16 protein-coding genes are annotated in these 19,708 nt (G+C 64.9%); 7 read left to right on the top strand and 9 right to left on the bottom strand.

Annotation, left to right across the window (positions count from 1 at the left end):
* Window positions 1–87: 87 nt before the first annotated feature.
* Window positions 88–603 (top strand): hypothetical protein, encoded by a 516-nt coding sequence (locus GFD25_RS01390; RefSeq protein WP_239512336.1) that lies wholly within the window; start codon window positions 88–90, stop codon window positions 601–603.
* Window positions 604–680: 77 nt separating this feature from the next.
* Here GFD25_RS01390 and GFD25_RS12505 read toward each other — a convergent pair whose 3' ends face one another.
* The 6 genes from GFD25_RS12505 to GFD25_RS01420 all read right to left on the bottom strand — a co-directional run bounded on the left by GFD25_RS12505 (window position 681) and on the right by GFD25_RS01420 (window position 6,528).
* Window positions 681–974 (bottom strand): DUF4160 domain-containing protein, encoded by a 294-nt coding sequence (locus GFD25_RS12505; RefSeq protein WP_420837537.1) that lies wholly within the window; start codon window positions 972–974, stop codon window positions 681–683.
* Entirely contained in the window at window positions 943–1,179 is a 237-nt protein-coding gene (locus tag GFD25_RS01400) for a hypothetical protein (protein WP_163229207.1), read from the bottom strand. Before GFD25_RS01400 ends, GFD25_RS12505 begins: the two co-directional genes overlap by 32 nt.
* 108 nt (window positions 1,180–1,287) lie before the next feature.
* Window positions 1,288–2,724 (bottom strand): type I glutamate--ammonia ligase, encoded by a 1,437-nt coding sequence (gene glnA / locus GFD25_RS01405; RefSeq protein ID WP_163229209.1) that lies wholly within the window; start codon window positions 2,722–2,724, stop codon window positions 1,288–1,290.
* A 550-nt stretch (window positions 2,725–3,274) separates the two neighbouring features.
* Window positions 3,275–4,090, bottom strand: coding sequence for a DUF4191 domain-containing protein (locus tag GFD25_RS01410; RefSeq protein WP_163229211.1), 816 nt, complete (start codon window positions 4,088–4,090; stop codon window positions 3,275–3,277).
* A 111-nt stretch (window positions 4,091–4,201) separates the two neighbouring features.
* The gene (locus GFD25_RS01415; protein ID WP_163229213.1) at window positions 4,202–5,716 is read right to left on the bottom strand and encodes an FAD-dependent oxidoreductase; all 1,515 of its coding nucleotides are present in this window, start codon (window positions 5,714–5,716) and stop codon (window positions 4,202–4,204) included.
* Window positions 5,717–5,910: 194 nt separating this feature from the next.
* Window positions 5,911–6,528, bottom strand: a complete 618-nt coding sequence (locus tag GFD25_RS01420; RefSeq protein WP_163229215.1) for a DUF3043 domain-containing protein — start codon at window positions 6,526–6,528, stop codon at window positions 5,911–5,913.
* Window positions 6,529–6,627: 99 nt separating this feature from the next.
* On the opposite strand from GFD25_RS01420, the gene GFD25_RS01425 reads away from it, so the two are divergent.
* Together GFD25_RS01425 and GFD25_RS01430 are read left to right on the top strand one after the other, a co-directional pair.
* Window positions 6,628–7,995 (top strand): dipeptidase, encoded by a 1,368-nt coding sequence (locus GFD25_RS01425; RefSeq protein ID WP_163229217.1) that lies wholly within the window; start codon window positions 6,628–6,630, stop codon window positions 7,993–7,995.
* A gap of 479 nt (window positions 7,996–8,474) precedes the next feature.
* Window positions 8,475–10,943, top strand: coding sequence for an ATP-binding cassette domain-containing protein (locus GFD25_RS01430; protein WP_163229317.1), 2,469 nt, complete (start codon window positions 8,475–8,477; stop codon window positions 10,941–10,943).
* Window positions 10,944–11,212: 269 nt separating this feature from the next.
* Here the strand turns inward: GFD25_RS01430 and GFD25_RS01435 are convergent, their stop codons facing one another.
* The gene (locus GFD25_RS01435; RefSeq protein WP_163229219.1) at window positions 11,213–11,887 is read right to left on the bottom strand and encodes an ABC transporter ATP-binding protein; all 675 of its coding nucleotides are present in this window, start codon (window positions 11,885–11,887) and stop codon (window positions 11,213–11,215) included.
* 28 nt (window positions 11,888–11,915) lie between these two features.
* Window positions 11,916–13,727: an FtsX-like permease family protein gene (locus GFD25_RS01440; RefSeq protein ID WP_163229220.1), complete on the bottom strand. Its 1,812-nt coding sequence runs from the start codon at window positions 13,725–13,727 to the stop codon at window positions 11,916–11,918.
* Window positions 13,728–14,086: 359 nt separating this feature from the next.
* Between GFD25_RS01440 and typA the strand changes: the two genes are divergently transcribed.
* From typA to GFD25_RS01460, 4 genes are all read left to right on the top strand, one after another.
* Window positions 14,087–16,015, top strand: coding sequence for a translational GTPase TypA (gene typA / locus GFD25_RS01445; protein ID WP_163229222.1), 1,929 nt, complete (start codon window positions 14,087–14,089; stop codon window positions 16,013–16,015).
* Between the two features lie 404 nt (window positions 16,016–16,419).
* Window positions 16,420–17,052 carry an alcohol dehydrogenase gene (locus GFD25_RS01450; protein ID WP_239512338.1) on the top strand — a complete coding sequence of 211 codons (633 nt, stop codon included), beginning with the start codon at window positions 16,420–16,422 and terminating at the stop codon, window positions 17,050–17,052.
* Between the two features lie 5 nt (window positions 17,053–17,057).
* Window positions 17,058–18,095 (top strand): prephenate dehydratase, encoded by a 1,038-nt coding sequence (locus tag GFD25_RS01455; protein ID WP_163229224.1) that lies wholly within the window; start codon window positions 17,058–17,060, stop codon window positions 18,093–18,095.
* A 62-nt stretch (window positions 18,096–18,157) separates the two neighbouring features.
* On the top strand, window positions 18,158–19,153 hold the full coding sequence (locus GFD25_RS01460) for a prephenate dehydrogenase (protein WP_239512342.1): 996 nt from the start codon (window positions 18,158–18,160) through the stop codon (window positions 19,151–19,153).
* Between the two features lie 275 nt (window positions 19,154–19,428).
* Here the strand turns inward: GFD25_RS01460 and GFD25_RS01465 are convergent, their stop codons facing one another.
* Window positions 19,429–19,680, bottom strand: coding sequence for a DUF6725 family protein (locus GFD25_RS01465; RefSeq protein WP_163229226.1), 252 nt, complete (start codon window positions 19,678–19,680; stop codon window positions 19,429–19,431).
* Window positions 19,681–19,708: the final 28 nt, after the last annotated feature.

Here is a 19,708-nt window from a genome sequence, read left to right on the forward strand (position 1 = left end):
TGATCACAGTCGGTTTCCGCACGTATATTGTGTGGGGACCGACTGTGTCGTATCTACATTTTTGTCATGGGGGGGGGGTATGCCCTCATGGCTATATTTTTCCGTGAACCGGGGGAGGCCATGTCTAACAAGGGCGGAAAATTCACCGAGCAGGAAGTGATGTACCTCATGTCCAGGCCAGCCGTGGAAAATGCCACGGTGAACCGCATCACCTATTCCGACGCGTTCAAACGCGATTGTCTCAGGCGGTATCTTGACGGCGAATCGCCGGTGCGTCTGTTCCGCGAGGCGGGCCTGCCGCCCGAACTGGTCGGATATAAGCGCATCGAACGCGCGTTCAGCCGTTGGAAGGAGAACCGCGACGAAATCCTCGACGGCAACGACACCGACCAGCATGCCGACATGGCACGCTTCGCCGCGGCCGCGCCGTCCGGCACCTTCGACGTGCGTGACACGCTGATCGTCCAGCAGATACACCGTATCGCCGAACTGGAGCATCAGGTCGCCGCGCTCAAGGTCGTCGTCGCATCCAAGGAGAAGACGGCATCGACAGACGCGTCCTCGGAAGCTTCAGTACCGCCAGATACATTGTCCGGCGAATGATAGACGCTGCAGAACATCGGTAGTATACGTGTGTGGGGCGGATTCATCCTCAAATGAATCCGCCCCACACGTATGTATTAACGGTCGAAGTGGCAGTTGCCAAAGAAGCTTCTCCAAGCCTGTACAAAGCCATTCCAGTTTCGACGCATATACAATTGTATTTTCCGTGTCGTCTTGGCATCCAGAGTGGTTGTGTCAACGACCACATCCCCATCTGCGGTGAGAATGAATTTGGCAAGACGATATGAGTTGTTTCTCTTGATATGGAAATGGACTCCGTGCCCACCGTCATTGCTGGTCACGTAGAACTCATATCCGGCGACGTCTTCAAACCATATTTCAGGCATATTCGCGATCCACTTCACGAGCATCTTCCACAAAGGGATACGAGCGTTTGAAATAGCCCTGTACCAGAGGAAGCGATTCGGAAGGAAACGTGTTGCTTTTTATGGTGCCGTCATTAAGAAAAACGATCTTAAACCCTGTTGCAGGCTCGGTAACAGTCACCGTACGAGCCGTGTATCCGAGACGTAACCCGTTGGCCTCCAGCAGATTCGACATGCCGATCTTCGCCATCTTGTTTCCTTTACCTTGTTGCCTTCTCACATGGTAGCAAACGAAGCAGAACGCGAAAAGCCCCTTGACATCGCTGCCAAGGGGCTTTCTACGCTATCCGATCAACGATCAGATGTGGAAGTACAGCTCGTACTCCAGCGGGGTCGGGGCCAGGCGGGCCTGGTCGATCTCGCCGCGCTTGATGTCGATCCACGTCTCGATCAGGTCGTCGGTGAACACGTCGCCGGCGGTCAGGAAGTCGTGGTCGGCCTCAAGGGCGTCCATGGCCTCGGCCAGGGAGCTCGGGACCTGCTTGATGCCCGCGTGCTCTTCCGGCGGCAGCTCGTAAAGGTCCTTGTCGACCGGCTCCGGCGGCTCGATGTGGTTGAGGATGCCGTCCAGGCCAGCCATGAGCTGGGCGGAGAAGGCCAGGAACGGGTTGCAGGACGGATCCGGCGCGCGGAACTCGATGCGCTTGGCGGCCGGGGAGGTGCCGGCCAGCGGGATGCGGATGGCGGCGGAACGGTTGCGGGCCGAGTACACCAGGTTGACCGGGGCCTCGAAGCCCGGGACCAGACGGTGGTAGGAGTTCAGCGACGGGTTGGTGAAGGCCAGCACGGAGGAGGAGTGCTTGATCAGGCCGCCGATGTACCAGCGGGCGATGTCGGAGAGGCCACCGTAGTTCTTCTCATCATAGAACAGCGGCTTGCCGTCCTTCCACAGGGACTGGTGGCAGTGCATGCCGGTGCCGTTGTCGCCCGCGAGCGGCTTCGGCATGAAGGTCGCGGCCTTGCCGGCCAGGGCGGCGGTCTCGTGCACGACGTACTTGTACTTCATCAGGTCGTCGCCCGCGTGCTGCAGGGAGTTGAAGCGGTAGTTGATCTCCTGCTGACCGGCGCCGGCGACCTCGTGGTGGGAACGCTCGAGGATCAGGCCGACCTTCTGCAGGTTGGCGACCATGTCGTCGCGCAGGTCCTGGGTGTGGTCGATCGGCGGAACCGGGAAGTAGCCGCGCTTGACGCGGTTCTTGAACGCGATGTTCGGGGTGCCGTCCTCTTCGGTGTCAAGGCCGGTGTTCCACGGGGCCTCAATGGAGTCGACCTCGTAGAAGGAGCGCTGCATGGAGTTCTCGTAGCGGACCTTGTCGAAGATGAAGAACTCGGCCTCAGGCGCGAAGGACGCGGTGTCGGCGATGCCGGTGGACTTCAGGTAGGCCTCGGCCTTGCCGGCGACCTGACGCGGGTCGCGGGAGTACGGCTCGTCGGTCAGCGGGTCGACGATGGAGAAGGCCACGTCGAGGGTCTTGTGCTTGCGGAACGGGTCGACGAAGGCGGTCGTGACGTCCGGCACCAGCTTCATGTCGGATTCGTTGATGGCCTGGAAGCCTTCGACGGAGGAACCATCGAACGGCATGCCATCGGTGAACGCGTCCTTGAGGAACTCGCTCGCCGGCACGGTGAAGTGCTGCTGCACGCCGATCAGATCAGTGAAACGGACGGAGACATACTCGATGCCTTCCTTGTTGATAAGGGCCTCGGCGTCTTCCTTGGACTTGAGTTCGGTCACGGGACCGCTCCTTTCGTGAAGTTACTTACAGGCTTACAGTCTAGAAACGTGCGTTTCGCCCGCTCGTCGTTTCGGTTACGAGAATGTTTCGGGACGGCGACGCGGACGCGTCACACCCCGCAAGGCCGCGGAATGATGCGATTGCCGTGTTACGGCATGTTTCGTGAGCGGTCACGGGCATGTTCGATTAATGAGATCGGGGAGCCGGTGGCGTGGTGGTGGGTGGTTGCGGAATCGTGTGGTGATGGAATCGTGCTGTGCACGATGCCGTGTTGTTTGGCGGCGCCACTGCGCCGCGACGCTCCCTCAGTCACGCTTCGCGTGCCAGCTCCCTCAGCCGAGGGAGCCGAGCTGGCGGAGCCTCGACCCCCTCGGCTGAGGGGGCTCCCGGCGTAGCCGGGTGGGGGAGCGTCGCGGCCGCAGGCCGCCAACGGCGCAGCATCGCGTGCAGCGCGATCCCATCGCAAAACGGATGGTACGAAAAAGGGGTCTGCGATCGACTTGGATCGCAGACCCCTGAAAACCCAGCTGTGCCGAACCGTGAATCCGATCAGCGGCCGCGCATGGCGCGACGGCTCACGCGCTGCGGCTTCGTCGGATCAATGCCCTTGGGAATGCCGTAGCCGGCCTTGGTCTGCAGGGTGTCGAGACGCTTGTTGAGCGTCTCGAGCTCTTCCTTGGTCAGGATGAAACGCGTGGTCGGCTTGATCTTGTACCACATCGTGTCCCACCATCCGTTCGGCTGCGGCTTGGCGCGGTACGACTTCTGCTTGACGACGACCTTGCGCAGGTCCTTGAGGCGCGTCTGGTTGGCGCCGGTGCCCACGTAGATGCGGTAGACCGGGATCTGGGAGCCGGCGGTGACACCCTTGATGCTGGCCTCCTGACGGTTCATCGCGTGCTCGACGCGCTTGTAGTCGCCCTCGCCGAGCAGGTAGATGCCGTTGTAGCCGGTGCCGCGCCAGATCATCTCCTTGGTCTTCGGGTCGATCCACACGGGCTGTTCGGGGAAGTTGAAGCCGGCCTTGTTGATGTTGCGCAGCACGCTGACCGAAGCGCCCGGACGGCCTTCGAGCTTCGCGTAGCCGACCTTGTCGGCGCGGTTGGTGAGCGTCATCGTGGCGAGCAGCATGGCCAGCATGATCGCGGTGATCATCAGAAGGATCCACGACAGAACCGTCCAGTGGAACACGATGCCGAGGATGATGAACAGGACGATCGGACCGGCGACCGCTCCGCCGATCAGCCACGGCAGGGCCTTGTCCTCCGCGGCCGTGTACTTGTAGATCTGCTTGATCTGGTCGATCGTCGTCGCCATGCGCGAGAACAGACCGTTCTTCTTGGGCTTCTCTGCCTTCTCAGCCATGAACTTCCTCACTTGCTAGGGGTGGACACACTATTTCACCACTCTACCAGCACCGTTGACCGTCTCGCGGGTGGTGCGACGCCAGCGGCCATGCGCCGCGCCGCCCGCGTCTCAACGCGTGTGCAACGGGCGGCCGTCCGCCTTGAGCAGCGCCTCGCCCAACGTCTCCGAGAACGTGGGATGCGGATGGATGAGCCGGGCCGCCTCATGCAACGGCACATGGTTGCCGACGATCTGCTCCGCCTCGGCGATCAGATCGGACGCCATCGGCGAGACGATATGCACGCCGAGCACGACCTGCACGTCCGGGTCGGACGCGTACGCGCCGGAGACGACCGACAGGGATCCGGCCGAACCGGACATGAGCATGCGCGCGTTGCCGAGCATCGGATACACGGTTTCCGTCACGCTTTCGAGATCGTCGCGCGCCTGCGCCTGGTCGAGAGTGTACCCCACGCTGGCGGCCTCGGGGGATGAAAACACGACCTGCGGCACGGTCGCGTCGTCCACCGGCTTCGGGTCAAGACCCGCGATCGTCTCGGCCGCGACGATGCCCTGCTCGAACGCGCGATGCGCCAGCGCCGGACCTTCGGTGATGTCGCCGATCGCCCACACGCCAGGCAGGCTGGTGCGCCCGTACGCGTCGGTCGTGACCATGCTGTTGCCGTCGATCGCGATGCCGGAACCGGTCAGCCAGTCCGCGTCGGTGATCGGATCGCGGCCGATCGCGGCCAATGCGATCTCGCCCCACACCGTGTGCTGGCTCGCTTCGTCATCGGCGCCGTCATGACGCTCGTAATGCACGGTCGCGCCCAGGTTCGCGCCGGTATCGACCTGCGTGACGCCGGTATGGGTGACGATCTTCACGCCATGCCGTTTGAGCTCGCGCGTCAGCGTCACGGACGCGCGACGATCCCAACCGGACAGCACGCGGTCCTTGCGGATGAGCAGCGTCACGTCGCAGCCGGCCGTCGCCCACATGGACGCGAATTCGAGCGCCACCGCGCCCGAACCGATAATGACCGCGCTGGCCGGGAACTCGTCGAGTTCGAGCGCCTGCGTCGAATCGATGAGCGCGCCGCGGAACCCGATGCCCGGCAGCGGGCGCGGTCGCGAACCGGTGGCGACGACGACGTCATGCGCGCCGATCGTGACCTGCGCTTCCAGCGGCTGAGGCACGCCGGCCTTCACGAACCGTTCGACGGGGGAGCCGCCCTGGCCGGCCACGGTCAGCGTGCGCGTCCCGTCCTGCGTTTGACCGCCGAGGCCGACGACCTCGCCGTGGAAGACCGTCACGCCGCGATGCGCGAGCAGTCCGGCCAGACCCTTGGTCATCGTGTCGACGATATGCAGGCGGTAGTCGCGCAGCCGGCCGAAATCGATGCCGTTGACCGACGCGTTCACGCCGAGCTCGGCCGCGCGATGCACCGTGTCGATCGTATGCGTGGCGGTGATGATCGCCTTGGACGGGATGCAGCCGCGGTTCAGGCAGGTGCCGCCAAGCGTCGCGTCCCGTTCGACCAGGGCGACCGACTTGCCGAGCTGTGCGGCGCGCAACGCCGTCGAATAGCCGCCCGGGCCGGCGCCGATGATCGCGATGTCGAAGTGTTCTGTGGACTGTTCCACTGTTTGCCTCCTATTGCTTGGCCCCCTCGGCTGAGGGGGCTGTCAGCGAAGCTGACTGGGGGAGCGTCGAAGCCAAAGAGCGTTCCGAAGCTTTGATTACCCCTCAGTCATGCTTCGCATGACAGCTCCCTTGACAAGGGGGGCCGAGATCCTGCGGATATGAAAAAGGCTCCCCGCAAGGGGAGCCGGAACGATCACTCGGGGAAATGTCCGCGCTTGGGGTACCGCGGCTTCGGCAGACGCCAGCGGCGCACCTGAATCGCGCGGCTCCACGCGTAGGAGCCGGAACGCATGCCCTTGGCCACGGAACGCTCGCCGAACTTCTCGATCAGCTTGGCCTTGAGCTTGCGCCACATCAGCCACACGTCGATGACCACGGCGAACAGGTACACGTACATGAGAATCATCATCGGAATCGACAGCTCCGGCGCGATCGTCGTCACCAGCATCGAACCGATCAGGATCACGAACGCGACCGGAATGAAGAACTCGCCGAGATTGAAGCGGGCATCCACGTAATCGCGGATGTACACGCGCCACGGCAGACGCTCCGACTTCGGCATGTGGTTGATGTCGCCGGTCTGCATCGCCTGATATTCGGCGTCCTCCCTCGCGCGCAGACGCGCCTTGGCCTCCTTGGCGCTCGCCTTGCGGTCGGCGGGCACCAGCGGACGCAGGTTCTGGGCCTGCGCCTGCTTCATCTTCGGAGTGGGGCGCCCCTTCTTCTCCTGCGGGGATTTCGCGGGTTCGGCCTTGGCCGTCTCTTCGGCCGGCTTCTGGGCCTCTTCCTTCTTGAACGGATTCCATGTCATGACAGCCCACAGTACGGCCACGTCTCGACGCTCAAGCCCCCGAGCGGGCCGGTTACAATGGCTCATGGAAAACCTACCTACATAACAGTAAGGAGCATCATGGCAGCACTCACCGCCGATGAGATCCGCGCCCGCGTCGAAGGCGACTGGGATCGCATCATCGAGGTCCTGTCGAAGAAGATCGCGCTCAGGTCCGTCTCCGCGAACGGCATCACCGCCGAGCACATGAAGCGTTCCGCCGAATTCGTGGCCGACGAACTGCGCAAGGTCGGCGTCGACGCGAAGGTCGTCCAGTCGCACAACCCCGACGGCACGCCCGGCGCATGGGAGGTCATCGGCTCGCACATCGTCGACCCCGACGCCCCGACCGTGCTCCTGTACGCGCACCACGACGTGCAGCCCGTGCCGGACCCGTCCGCATGGGACACCGACCCGTTCGTCGCCACCGCCATCGGCGACCGCCTCTACGGCCGTGGCTCCGCGGACGACGGCGGCGGCATCGCCATCCACTCCGGCGCGCTCAAGGCCCTGGACGACGACCTCAAGGTGAACATCAAGGTGTTCATCGAAGGCGAGGAGGAAATGGGATCCGCCAGCTTCATCCCGTTCATCGAAGAACACCAAAGCGACTTCGAATCCGACGTGATCATCGTCGCCGACTCCGGCAACTGGTCCGCCGAAATCCCGTCCCTGACCACGTCGCTGCGCGGCAACACCAACCTCGACGTCACCGTGCGCGCCCTCACGCACCCCGTCCACTCCGGCCAGTACGGCGGCCCGATCCTCGACGCGAACACGCTCGCCGCGATGCTCATCGCCTCCATGCACGACGCCAACGGCGACCTCGCCGTGCCCGGCGTGCTCGCCGAAGAGCCGATCGGCGGCCTGCAGCAGGACGTCGACGAGACGTCCATGCGCGCCGACGCAGGCGTGGTGCCCGGCTACCGTCTCGCCGGCACCGGCTCGATCGCCTCGCGCATGTGGACCAAGCCGTCCGTGACCGTGATCGGCTTCGACGCGCACCCGGTCGACGGCTCGTTCAACGTGATCGCCCCCGAAACCCGCTTCCGCCTGTCCCTGCGCACCGCGCCGAACCAGCGCCCCGAAGAGGCGCAGGCCGCGCTCGCCGACTTCCTCAAGGCGCACGCCCCGTTCGGCGCCGAAGTCGAGGTCGAACCCGGCGACAACGGCATGGGCTGGGCCATGGACCCGAACGCCGTCGCCACGCGCGACGCGCTCGAAGCCATGGAGGAGGCGTTCGGCGTCGCCCCGATCAACCAGGGCCAGGGCGGCTCCATCCCGTTCATCCCCGAACTGCAGCGCATCTTCCCCGACGCGCAGGTGCTCGTCACCGGTCCCGAGGATCCGAAGGCGAACGCGCACAGCCCGAACGAGTCCGTCAGCCTGTTCGGTCTCAAGCACAACGTCATCACCGAAGCGCTGCTGCTCGCCAAGCTCGGCAAGTAACAGCTCTTTTGCGGGGCGGATCACGGGCCGCTTCGGCGTTCCGCCCCGCAACGACGGCCCTTTGCGGGGCAGAACGCCGAACCCGGTTGCATCCCGCCCCGCAACGGATGGCTTTAGCGGGGCAAACCGCCGAACCCAGTCGCGTTCTGCCCCGCAACGGATGTTCTTGGCGGGGCAGAACGCCGGAGGAATCCGTGTCCTGCCCCACAACAGGCCATGCCGGCGAAGAAGCCGGCTCGATGACCTGTTGGTGCCGGGATGCGTTATGCTCATGGGGATTGACACGGGAGCTGCGGACCGTTGCGGGCACTGGCCGCGACGGCGCGGCTGAGAAGGGGATCGACCCCGACCGATTGAACGTGACCGGATAATGCCGGCGCACGGATGTCGCTCTTCCCGTGCCTTGTTTCATTGACGCCGCGCTCCGATAATCGGCCGGCGTCCCGGAGGAAAGGCGCGCACCGATGGCCGAAGACCTGATGGCCGGCACTGGTTCTTCTTCACCGCAATCCGTTGACGACTCCTACGCACCCGTGGCGGTCAGCGCCCGCGACTGGGGTTGGCGGCACACCACCAGACGCGATTTCGCCTTGCGCCACGTCGACTTCGACATCCGCCCCGGCGAACGCGTGCTGCTGCTCGGCGCGTCCGGCGCCGGCAAATCCACGCTCATGGCCGCGCTCGCCGGCGTGCTCGGCGGCTCCGACGAAGGCGAAGAGGAAGGCTCGCTCACGGTCGGCGGGCTCGACGCCCGCGCCGCCCGTGGCCGCGCCGGACTGGTGTTGCAGGATCCGGACTCGCAGATCATCCTCGAACGGGTCGGCGACGACGCCGCGTTCGGCTGCGAAAGCCTCGGCGTGCCGCGCGACGAGACGTGGCGGCGCGTGCGCGAATCCTTGGATATCGTCGGTCTCGGCGATCTGGCTCTCGACCGTTCCACCCAGCACATGTCCGGCGGCCAGCGCCAGCGGCTCGCCCTGGCCGGCGTGCTCGCCATGCATCCGGGGCTCCTGCTGCTCGACGAACCGACCGCGAACCTCGACCCGGCCGGCGTGCACGAGGTGCACGACGCGGTCCGGCATGTGCTCGAACGCACGCGCGAGACGATGATCGTGGTCGAACACCACATCGACGTGTGGCTCGACCTGATCGACCGCGTGATCGTGCTCGGCAAGCCGGACGAGGACGAGTCGACCGGGGGAGTGATCGCCGACGGCGCGCCCGACGAGGTGTTCGCCGCGATGGGCGACGTGCTGGCCGAAGGCGGCGCCTGGGTGCCAGGCCGCCGCATTCCCAGCGTCTACCGTGATCCGGACGGGCATATGCGCCCGCTCAACGCCGCCGACCGCGACCCGTCCGACATCGCCGGCGTGCGTTCGCCCGAACCGGTGCTCATGGCCGATGATCTGTCGTTCGGACGCGGCAAGCCGCTCGGCGAGCATGTGAACCTCGCCTTCCACGGCGGCGAGGTGTACGCGCTCATGGGGCCGAACGGCGCCGGCAAATCCACCCTCGCGCTGACCCTCGCCGGACTCATGCCGCAGCTCGCCGGCCATGTGCGCATGCCCGCCGACCTCACGCCGGCCGGGCGCGGCGACGACCCGCATGAGTGGAAAAGCCGTGAACTGCTCGGCCGCGTCGGCATGGTCTTCCAGGAGCCCGAACACCAGTTCGCCACGGCAAGCGTGCGCGCCGAAGTCGCGCTCGGCCCCAAATCGATGGGCAAAACCGACGAGGAAGCGAACCGCATCGCCGACGACATGCTCGCCCGGCTCGGCCTGACCCGCTTCGCGCCCGCCAATCCGTACACGCTCTCGGGCGGCGAAAAACGACGTCTGTCCGTCGCATCCATGCTCGCCGCCGCGCCGCGCGTGCTCATCATGGACGAGCCCACGTTCGGACAGGATTTCGCCACATGGACCGAAATGATGCGGCTTATCGCCATCGCCCGCGACGAAGGCTCCGCCGTCATCATGGTCACGCACGACGAGCCGCTCGTCGAAGCGCTCGGCGCCCGCCGCATCATGTTCACGCAGGATGGTTCCGTCGCCGCAGCCGACGAGAACAACGGGGAACCGGAAACCGGTGCCACCGCGAACTCCGCCGCGCCGTCCGTCGAACGGCCTGAAGCCGTCGTCCACGTCACGCCGACGGCCGAGCGCGTGGAGCAATCCAAGCCGGCGTCGCCGTCGTGGTTCGTCGCCCGGCTCAACCCGGTCACGCGCTTCCTCATGGGCCTGATCATGTGCATCCCCATGTTCTTCAGCCTCGACGTGGTGAGCGCCTCCGTCGCGCTCGTCATCGAATTCGCGCTCCTGTGGATCGGCGGCGTGAACCCGCTCACCGTCGCCCGCCGGACATGGCCGGTCTGGATCGGCGCGGCCGGCGCATTCATCTCGATCGCCCTCTACGGACAGGCCTCCGGCGCGACGTTCCTGCACCTCGGCGCGATCAACGTCACCCAAGGCTCGCTGTACCTCGCCTGCGCGATGTTCCTGCGCGTGCTCGCCATCGCCCTGCCCTCGGTCATCCTCGCGCTCGGACTCGACCCGACCGACCTCGCCGACGGGCTCGTCCAGATCCTCCACCTGCCGTCCCGGTTCGTCTACGGCGGCCTCGCCGGCATGCGCATGTTCACCCTCCTGCAGGACGACTGGCGCGCCCTCGGCCTGTCCCGCCGCTCGCGCGGCCTCGGCGACGAAGGCGCGGTCAAACGCGCCATCGCCCAGGCCTTCGGCCTGCTCGTGCTGTCGATCCGTCGCGCCACCAAACTCGCCACAGCGATGGAGGCGCGCGGCTTCGGATCCGACCGCCCGCGCTCGCAGGCCCGCGTCTCGCGTATCCACGCGGTCGACTGGCTTGGCTATGCGATCGCCGTGATCGTGCCGACGTTCGCGCTGATCGTCGCGATCGAAACAGGGTTCTGGAACCAGCCGCTGCTGTCGTAGCGTCGGCGGGCATCGACGCCGGGTCCGTCAGACACTGTTTGACGATCGAGAGGCTGATATCGGGGATTGTCCGGGTCGGTTTGACGATCGAGAGGCTGCTGATCGTCCCTCCGATCCCGAATATCGGCCGAAGAACGGTAATAACCCAGTGGCCTTGCCTCTCGATCGTCAAACCGACCCGAACAAAGGCGCGAATCAGCCTCTCAAACGTCAAACTCCCCGCGAGAGCATGCTCTCGCGGGGAGTTTGACGTTCGGGACAAAGATCGGTCAGAGATGGCGGCGCAGCGGGGCGAGTTCGAACACCTCGTCGGACGCGGCTGCGACCTCCGGGCTGTGCGTGACGATGATCACGCAGCGGTCCTGCTCGTGGGCGAGCGTGCGGAAGATCGACATGATGTCGTCCTGAGTGGCCATGTCGAGGTTGCCGGTCGGCTCGTCCGCCACGATGACCTTCGGATCGTAGCCCAGCGCGCGGGCGATCGCCACGCGCTGCTGTTCGCCGCCGGACAGGTGCAGGATGCGCTCGTTGGCGTATTCGGCCGGCAGATGCACCTGTTCGAGCAGCCGCACGGCGATGTCCTTCTTCGGCTGGTCGAACTTCTTGCCGGAGGCGTCCATCGACAGGATGATGTTCTCCGCAACCGTCAGCTGCGGCAGCAGGTTGAAGCTCTGGAAGATCACGCCGATGTCATGGCTGCGATAGTCGTAGCGGTCCTGCTTGGCGAGGTCCTTGCCGTTGTAGACGACGCGGCCTTCGGTGGGGGAGGCGAGGCCGGAGATGAGCGAAAGCATTGTAGTCTTGCCCGCACCGGACGGGCCGGTGATCGAGTACACCTCGCCGGTGCGGAACGTGTGGCTGATGCCGTGCAGCACCTTCTTGCCGCCCTTGGTGTACGAGTAACTGACGTTGTCGAGTTCGAGAATGGGGGTTGATTCGGTCATGATGGGTTCCTTTGCGAAGTAAAAGAGGTCACGAACGGTCGGCAAGGATCTGCAGCGGTTCGTAGCGCATCACGAACACCACGGCCACGAGCGCGGCGACCAGGGTCAGGCCAAGGCCGATGAGCAGCAGCTGGCCGACGATCTTGAGGTTCACGGTCGCGTTCACGTTCGAGACGTAGCTGACGGCCTGGCCCATCATGCCGCGCGGGCCGTTGCCGCCCGGCTGGCTCGGGGCTCCGTTCGACGACGAGGAATCGGAGGACGACGAGCTGTCGGACGAGCTGTCGGACGAGCTGGACGAGTCGGACGACGAATCAGACGACGGGTCGGACGAGCTGTCGGAAGAGCCTCCCTGCGCGCCCGGTCCCTGCATGTCGCGGCCGAACTGCGCGTTCTGGCTGGACGCCTGCGACTCCTGCTGCGCGACCTGCGCCGCCAGCAGCTGGTTCGACACCGGCACCGAGGCGATCGCGCCGCCCGCCGCGCCGAGCGCCAGGCCGATCATCGTGACCACGAGCAGCTCGAACGTGAACTGCGCCGCCACCTTGATCTTCTTCACGCCGATGGCCGTGAGCACGCCGACCTCGTACTTGCGTTCGCGCACGTTGAACAGGGTGAGCACCACGAGCACCACCGCGCCCACGCCGAGCACGATGACCAGCAGGGTCAGCGCGAACTGGGCGAGGTTGTCGAGCGGCACGAGGCTGGACTCGTACTGTTCCACGTCGGCGGACGACACCGTGTAGTCGTCGCTCAAACCGGCTTTCTCGGCGTCGGAGACGAACTGCTCGTAGTCGTCCTTGCTGGAGAACACGTACGTGTAGTTGAGCTGCGCGGCAGCGGTCTCGGTCGTGTTGCCGTCCGAATCGGTGGTGGAGACGGTCGAATCGGAGTCGAGGCCGAGCGACTTCAGCGTGGAGACGGACGTGTAGATCGCGTTCGCCGGGTCGGATGCGGTCGAGCCCATCGGGCCGCCCATCTGATTGGACGATTCGGTGCTGTTCTCGTAGATGCCGACGATCGTGAACGTGTAGGTGGTGTCCTCGTCGCTTGTGTTCTCGAGCGTGAACGTGTCGCCGACCGACAGGTTGTTGAAATCGGCGAGTTCCTTGGAGATGATCACGTCGCCGTCCGAATCGGAGTCGTAGCCGAACACCTCGCCGTCGCTCATCGTGAACGTGCCGTTTTCGGCGTTCGCCACGGCCTCGTCGGAGGAGAAGCCGACGAGCGAGAAGTCGCCGGAGGTCATGGTCATGCCGCCCATGCCGCCGCCCATGTCACCGCCGCCCTGGCCGCCGGGCTGGCCCTGCTGGCCGTCGCCGGACTGCTTATCCGACGAGTCGGATGAGCTGCTGTCGGATGACGAAGACGACGAGCTGGAGGACGAAGACGACGTCGAATCCTCGACCGGCTGCACGTCGTCGGTTTCGGCCAATCCGGCGGTCTCGGTGTAATACGTGGATTTGACGGCGGACGACGCCTTCGCGTACTTCTCGTAATCCTCAAGCGAGAGCTGCTTGTCGCTCATCGCCTCGCGCATCGCGTCGAAATCCGGTTTGGAATCGGACGAACTGTCGGATGAGTCGGATGAATCGGAAGACGACGAATCGGACGAACTGGACGATTCGCGCATCTCGCTGATCGCCTTGCTGCGGTCGAAGCTGATCTGCGCGGTGATGGTGGTGTTCTCGAGACCGGTCTCGCGCGCGGTCACCGCCGCCTGCCGGATCGCCAGGCCGATGGTGGCCGCCGCCGCGATGATGGCGACGATGATGGCGACGAGAATGTTGCGCCCCTTGTTGCGTATGACATTGCGCCATGCGTTTTTCACTACGAACATGATGGTCCTTTTACCTTGGCCCGTGCGCCGCGGTCGGTATTGCGCGGCCCGGCCGCATAGGGTTTGTCTGGTCGGTTGTGTCTGCGGGCCGAACTTGGGCGACCCGATACCGTTATGGAACCGCGCGTTCGTGGCAGTGCGCTGGGGCCGGGCTGGATCGTGTCTGGCCGGTCGGTTCGATGTTCTTGGAAGTTTTCTTAGCGTTGTCTGAGAGCGGCGGGGTCGGCGGGCCGTCTTCGGACCGGGCAGGTCAAAGCATCCCGGTATGCTTGTGCCGGTTTGTGTGTATATAGGTGAACCAAATTACCGTACCGAAGAATTACGCAAGCAACGACAATCGATATTTAAGAGAGGTTTCGATGGCGGTTCGTGGTGATATTCGAAATGTGGCGATCGTGGCGCACGTCGATCACGGCAAGACCACGCTGGTGAACGCGATGCTCCAGCAGTCCCACGTGTTCAACGAGCGTGAGGAAGTGCCGGATCGCGTGATGGATTCCAACGCGCTCGAACGCGAGAAGGGCATCACCATCCTCGCCAAGAACACGGCGGTCGAATACACCGGCCCGCTGGCCGCCAAGTACGGCTACCCGGACGGCATCACGCTCAACATTATCGACACCCCCGGCCACGCCGATTTCGGCGGCGAGGTCGAGCGCGGCATCTCGATGGTCGACGGCGTCGTGCTGCTCGTGGACGCCTCCGAAGGCCCGCTGCCGCAGACCCGCTTCGTGCTGCGCAAGGCCCTTGAGGCCAAGCTGCCGGTCATCCTGTGCGTCAACAAGGTCGACCGTCCGGACGCCCGCATCGACGAGGTCGTCTCCGAATCCACCGATCTGCTGCTCGGCCTCGCGCAGGACGTCGTCGAGGAAGGCATCGACCTCGACCTCGACCACCTGCTCGACCTGCCGGTCGTCTACTGCGCCGCCAAGGCCGGCTACGCGTCCTCCAACCAGCCGGAGAACGGCGCCCTGCCGGACAACGACAACCTCGAGCCGCTCTTCGAAGACATCATCAAGTACATCCCGGCCCCGGAGTACGAGGAAGGCGCGCCGCTGCAGGCCCACGTCGCCAACATCGACTCCTCCGACTTCCTCGGCCGACTCGGTCTCGTCCGCATCTACAACGGCACCCTCGAGAAGGGCAAGAACTACGGCCTGTCCCGTGTGGACGGCTCCCTTGAGAACTTCCGCGTCGTCGAGCTGCTGCGCACGCAGGGCCTCGAGCGCCAGCCCGTCGAATCCGCCGGCCCGGGCGACATCGTCGCCGTCGCCGGCGTCAACGACATCATGATCGGCGAGACCATCGTCGACCCGAACGACCCGAAGCCGCTGCCGCTCATCCACGTCGACGACCCGGCGATCTCCATGACCTTCGGCGTCAACGACTCCCCGCTGGCCGGCCGCGAAGGCAAGGATCACAAGCTCACCGCCCGCATGATCAAGGACCGCCTCGACCGCGAGCTTATCGGCAACGTGTCGATCAAGGTGCTGCCGACCGATCGTCCGGACGCCTGGGAGGTCCAGGGCCGTGGCGAACTCGCGCTGGCCGTGCTCGCCGAGCAGATGCGCCGCGAAGGCTACGAGCTGACCGTCGGCCGCCCGCAGGTCGTCACCAAGACCATCGACGGCAAGATCAACGAGCCGATGGAGAACACCACCATCGACGTGCCGGAAGAGTACATGGGCACCGTTACGCAGCTCATGGCCGACCGCAAGGGCCGCATGGACTCCATGTCCAACCACGGCTCCGGCTGGGTGCGCCTGCAGTTCACCGTGCCGTCCCGTGGCCTGATCGGCTTCCGCACCGCGCTGCTGAGCGCCACCCGCGGCACCGGCATCGCCTCCTCGCTGTCCGCCGGCTACGCGCCGTGGGCCGGCCAGATTGTCACCCGCCAGAACGGCTCGATGGTCTCCGACCGCGCCGGCGTGGCCACCCCGTACGCCATGCAGCGTCTGCAGGCCCGCGGCATCTTCTTCGTCGAACCGCAGTCGCAGGTCTACGAGGGCCAGGTCGTCGGCATGAACAACAAGCCGGACGAGCTCGACGTGAACATCACGCTCGCCAAGCACATGACCAACATGCGTTCCTCCACCGCCGACGTGCTCGAAACCCTGACCCCGCCGGTCAAGATGAGCCTCGAGGAGTCGCTCGACTTCGCCAACGAGGACGAGTGCGTCGAGGTCACGCCGGAGTCCATCCGCGTGCGCAAGATCATCCTCGGCCGCGAGGACTGGTACAAGTGGCGCGCCAAGCAGCGTCGTCAGAACAACCAGGCCAACAAGTGACCTGCTTGTTCTGACGACCTTCGCGGGCGCCTGTGGCGCGCCCGCTCACTTCGCCTACGGGAAGCACACCGTGCTTCCCGCTTAACGGCTCAGCAGAACAACCAGGCCAACAAGTGACCTGAACCGCATCCTCGGCTCCCCTTGTCAGGGGAGCTGTCGAACGCAGTGAGACTGAGGGGTAGTCAGAAGCTTGGATCGTCAGGCTTCTGACTACCCCTCAACTCGTTTGAATCTCTCCCGTAAGGAGAAAGGGCCATCGAAGAAATGTTGGTTTTCGAGCGGGCGGCACTATCGGAACTGGCGGGCTGATCCCGAACCGCTCCGAACCATCCCGAGCCGTTCGCGATTCCTGCGCATGGAATCATATCCGTGGGAAACCGGCCCGTGAACCTATACTGGAACGCATGACTTCACGAGATGCACGACGAGACGACGATCCGCGCCCATGGACGCACCGGCAAAGCTATCCGGTGCGCATGCTCATCACCCTGCTTGCGGGCGTGGCCGTGGCGGTGATCGGCACGTTCGCCCATCGCATGGGTGCCTCGATGAACGTCCCGTACGGGCTGGTGCTCGCCTATGTGATCCTCGGCCTGTCCGCATGGTGCGCACGGGCGAGATGCGGCGTCACCGGCTTGGCGGTGCACCTGATCGCGTCGACCGCGACCGCGTGGATGATCGCGGCCGGCAGCGGCAACGATGCCCTCACCCCGATCGGGTTCAACAGCGACGACCTGCCGTACTTCAGCCAGAAGGCCGGCTACCTGTGGCTGATCGGCATGATCGTCGTGCAGCTCGCGTTCACGCTCATGCCGCCGCGTTGGTTCCGCATCGAAAAGCCGAAACCGCGCGCCGCATCGGAAGATGACGTGAAATTGACGGACGACGCCGACGCTTCGGCCTCGACTGACGGCAACGACACGGCGGACGCGGAGTCGGACGATACCTCATCGCCGGCCGGTGAATCGGATCGCGCATCGGCACACGACAACGACGCCGATCCCGAACGAGCCGATCCCGAACGAAAGGACCGGTGAATCCCATGCGCGTCCTGCACTATCTCGGCCCGCAAGGCACGTTCACCCATCAGGCGGCGATCAACGCGTCCGCCGCGTTCAACCGACTCGAACCGGACGGCATCACGCTTGTCGCGGAACCCGATGTGGCCACGATCCTCAGCGCCGTGGAATCGAACGGCGATTGGGGCGTGATCGCATGGGAGAACAACATCGAAGGCTACGTCGTGCCGAATCTTGACGCGCTCATCGACTCGCGCAACGTGGCCGCATTCGCCCGCGTCGGCGTGGACGTGTCCTTCGACGCGTTCGTCACAACCGATGATGCCGAGGATCACGGCATTGGCGCCGATCAGACTGTCGCATCCGACGCCGACGAACTGATCGCGAACTGCACGACAATCACCGCGCATCCCCACGGGCTCGCACAATGCAGACGATTCGCCGCCGCCCATCACCTCAAAGCCGTACCGGCCGCGTCGAATGGCGCCGGCTGCCGCGATCTCGCACCCGGTCAGGTCGCGCTCGGCCCGTCCATCTGCGGCGAACTATATGGGCTGACCCGCGTGGCCAAGTCGGTCGAGGACTATCCGGGCGCGCACACCGAGTTCCTCGTCCTCGCACCGCGTGATGAAGTCGCAAATCTCCTGGCGCGGATGCGTGCCGATACGACCGAATTCGAATCCGTCGTCGCATTCATCCCGCTATACACCGGTCCGGGCGTGCTCGCGAACCTGCTCGACGTGCTGCGCGACGCGGGACTGAACATGACCAGCTTCATCTCCCGCCCGATCAAAGGCCGCGACGGCACGTACAGCTTCATCGCGACGATGGACGCCGCACCATGGCAGGAACATTTCCGCGCCGTGCTCACCGAGGTCGCCGAACATGGCGATTGGGTCAAAACGCTGGCCGTCTACCCGCGCCGCGAACGCCCCAGCCCGCCGGTCTACGCATGGTCGCTGCCCAACGGGGGAGTGCGGCTCGACGGAAACGATGACGCCGCCGCAACGACCGTCGACTGGCAAAACGACGACGAGACGCGAAAGGAACTGCTGTGGTAGCCGAGAACGACAACATGCGCGACGATGTTGCGAAGCCGATTCCGGTGACCGATACATACGACATGACCGTAGGCATCGTCGGACTCGGCCTGATCGGCGGATCGCTCGCACGCCGGCTCGTCCGCCGCGGCACGAGCGTCATCGCCTGGAACCATCGTGACCATCCATACTCGCAGGCCGAAGCCGACGGCATCCGCTGCGTGCCGACGCTGACAGAACTGGCCGAGGCGAAACCGTCCGTGATCGTCCTGTGCAATCCGCTCAAGGCCATGCCGGCGATTCTGACCGAATTGAAGCCGATCCTCGATCCGGCCGCGACCACGCTCACCGATGTGGGCAGCGTCAAAGGTATGGTCCGTGACCAGGTCGAAGCGGCCGGACTGGGGGAGTGCTACGTTGGCGCTCACCCGATGGCCGGCAACGAACTGTCCGGCTGGCAGGCCGCCGATCCGGCGTTGTACGACGACGCGCTGTGGGCGATCACCGTGCGCGACGACACCGACTATGCACGATTCCACACCGTGCTGCGGCTCATCGTCGACGGTGTCGGCAACCGCGTCATCGTACTCAACGACATCGTGCACGATCAGGCCGCCGCACTGATCTCGCACATGCCGCACGTCGTCGCGACCGCGCTCATCAACCAGCTGACCGATGATCCGAACCGCAACATCGCAGCCGCGCTCGCCGCCGGATCATGGCGAGACATGACCCGTGTCGCCCTGACCGACCCCGACCGCACGCGTGCGATGGTCGACGAGGACGCGGTCAACGTGGAATCGTTGCTGCGATCGATGGCCGCCCGGTTGACGGCCGTGGCCGACGCCCTGCACAACGGGGACGGCGATGAGATGGCTCGTTTCTTTGCGGACGGCCAGCCGTTCCGAGACTACAAGATGGCGCAACGGGCGGGAATTGTGCGATACGAGGAACGCGACGTGACCTTCGACCCGTCGCGTTGGCAGGCTGATCTCTTGGCGTCGGCCCGCCGCGGCGAACACATCATCGGATTCGCCGGCGACCACGCCGTGCGCGTGCAGGTGCGTTCCGCGGTGTAGGAATCGCGCCTCGCGCGATGCTGTTGTATTGGCGGCTGCGCCGCTTATACAACAGCATCGCGCGGCCTTCGCCGGGCACCCTCCCCTAAAAGGGGAGGGATGTGCTCCAACCTTTCCCTCTCCTGGAAAAGGGAAGGGAGCATGGTCTTTCCCTCCCCTTTTCCAGGAGAGGGTGGCAGCGAAGCTGACGGGTGGGGTACGCCGCGCTGCCGCCAGTAACACAGCATCGCGCGAAGCGCGATACCGCTTCAAGAGACCACGCGTGCACGCGCCGCCTACGGGCGGGTGAAATTGCGCTCGGGAACGGGCTTCAGGGTGATGATCGACTCCGCGTCGATGCTCACCCGTTGCGCGGGCCGCGATCCGTTCGCCGCCGCGTCGCGCGACAGCTCCAGCAGATGTCCGTCCCACGAGAGCACGTGGCCCACGTAGTCACGGTATTTCATGCGATGGTCGACCGGATCGACGCCTTCCGACACGCGTACCACCACGCGGGCGTGGGCGGGAATCTCATTGGGAATCGGCATGACGGCCTCCTTCGGCATCAGGGTGTTT

The organism is Bifidobacterium aerophilum (assembly GCF_010667685.1).
Classification (GTDB): domain Bacteria; phylum Actinomycetota; class Actinomycetes; order Actinomycetales; family Bifidobacteriaceae; genus Bifidobacterium; species Bifidobacterium aerophilum.

Excerpts from the sequence above, each read along its gene's own strand:
- GFD25_RS01390 (WP_239512336.1), top strand. The coding sequence starts at position 88 with ATGGCTATATTTTTCCGTGAACCGGGGGAGGCCATGTCTAACAAGGGC.
- GFD25_RS12505 (WP_420837537.1), bottom strand. The coding sequence starts at position 974 with ATGCTCGTGAAGTGGATCGCGAATATGCCTGAAATATGGTTTGAAGAC.
- GFD25_RS01400 (WP_163229207.1), bottom strand. The coding sequence starts at position 1,179 with ATGGCGAAGATCGGCATGTCGAATCTGCTGGAGGCCAACGGGTTACGT.
- GFD25_RS01410 (WP_163229211.1), bottom strand. The coding sequence starts at position 4,090 with ATGGCTGAGAAGGCAGAGAAGCCCAAGAAGAACGGTCTGTTCTCGCGC.
- GFD25_RS01420 (WP_163229215.1), bottom strand. The coding sequence starts at position 6,528 with ATGACATGGAATCCGTTCAAGAAGGAAGAGGCCCAGAAGCCGGCCGAA.
- GFD25_RS01425 (WP_163229217.1), top strand. The coding sequence starts at position 6,628 with ATGGCAGCACTCACCGCCGATGAGATCCGCGCCCGCGTCGAAGGCGAC.
- GFD25_RS01430 (WP_163229317.1), top strand. The coding sequence starts at position 8,475 with ATGGCCGGCACTGGTTCTTCTTCACCGCAATCCGTTGACGACTCCTAC.
- GFD25_RS01435 (WP_163229219.1), bottom strand. The coding sequence starts at position 11,887 with ATGACCGAATCAACCCCCATTCTCGAACTCGACAACGTCAGTTACTCG.
- GFD25_RS01440 (WP_163229220.1), bottom strand. The coding sequence starts at position 13,727 with ATGTTCGTAGTGAAAAACGCATGGCGCAATGTCATACGCAACAAGGGG.
- typA (WP_163229222.1), top strand. The coding sequence starts at position 14,087 with ATGGCGGTTCGTGGTGATATTCGAAATGTGGCGATCGTGGCGCACGTC.
- GFD25_RS01450 (WP_239512338.1), top strand. The coding sequence starts at position 16,420 with ATGACTTCACGAGATGCACGACGAGACGACGATCCGCGCCCATGGACG.
- GFD25_RS01455 (WP_163229224.1), top strand. The coding sequence starts at position 17,058 with ATGCGCGTCCTGCACTATCTCGGCCCGCAAGGCACGTTCACCCATCAG.
- GFD25_RS01460 (WP_239512342.1), top strand. The coding sequence starts at position 18,158 with ATGACCGTAGGCATCGTCGGACTCGGCCTGATCGGCGGATCGCTCGCA.
- GFD25_RS01465 (WP_163229226.1), bottom strand. The coding sequence starts at position 19,680 with ATGCCGATTCCCAATGAGATTCCCGCCCACGCCCGCGTGGTGGTACGC.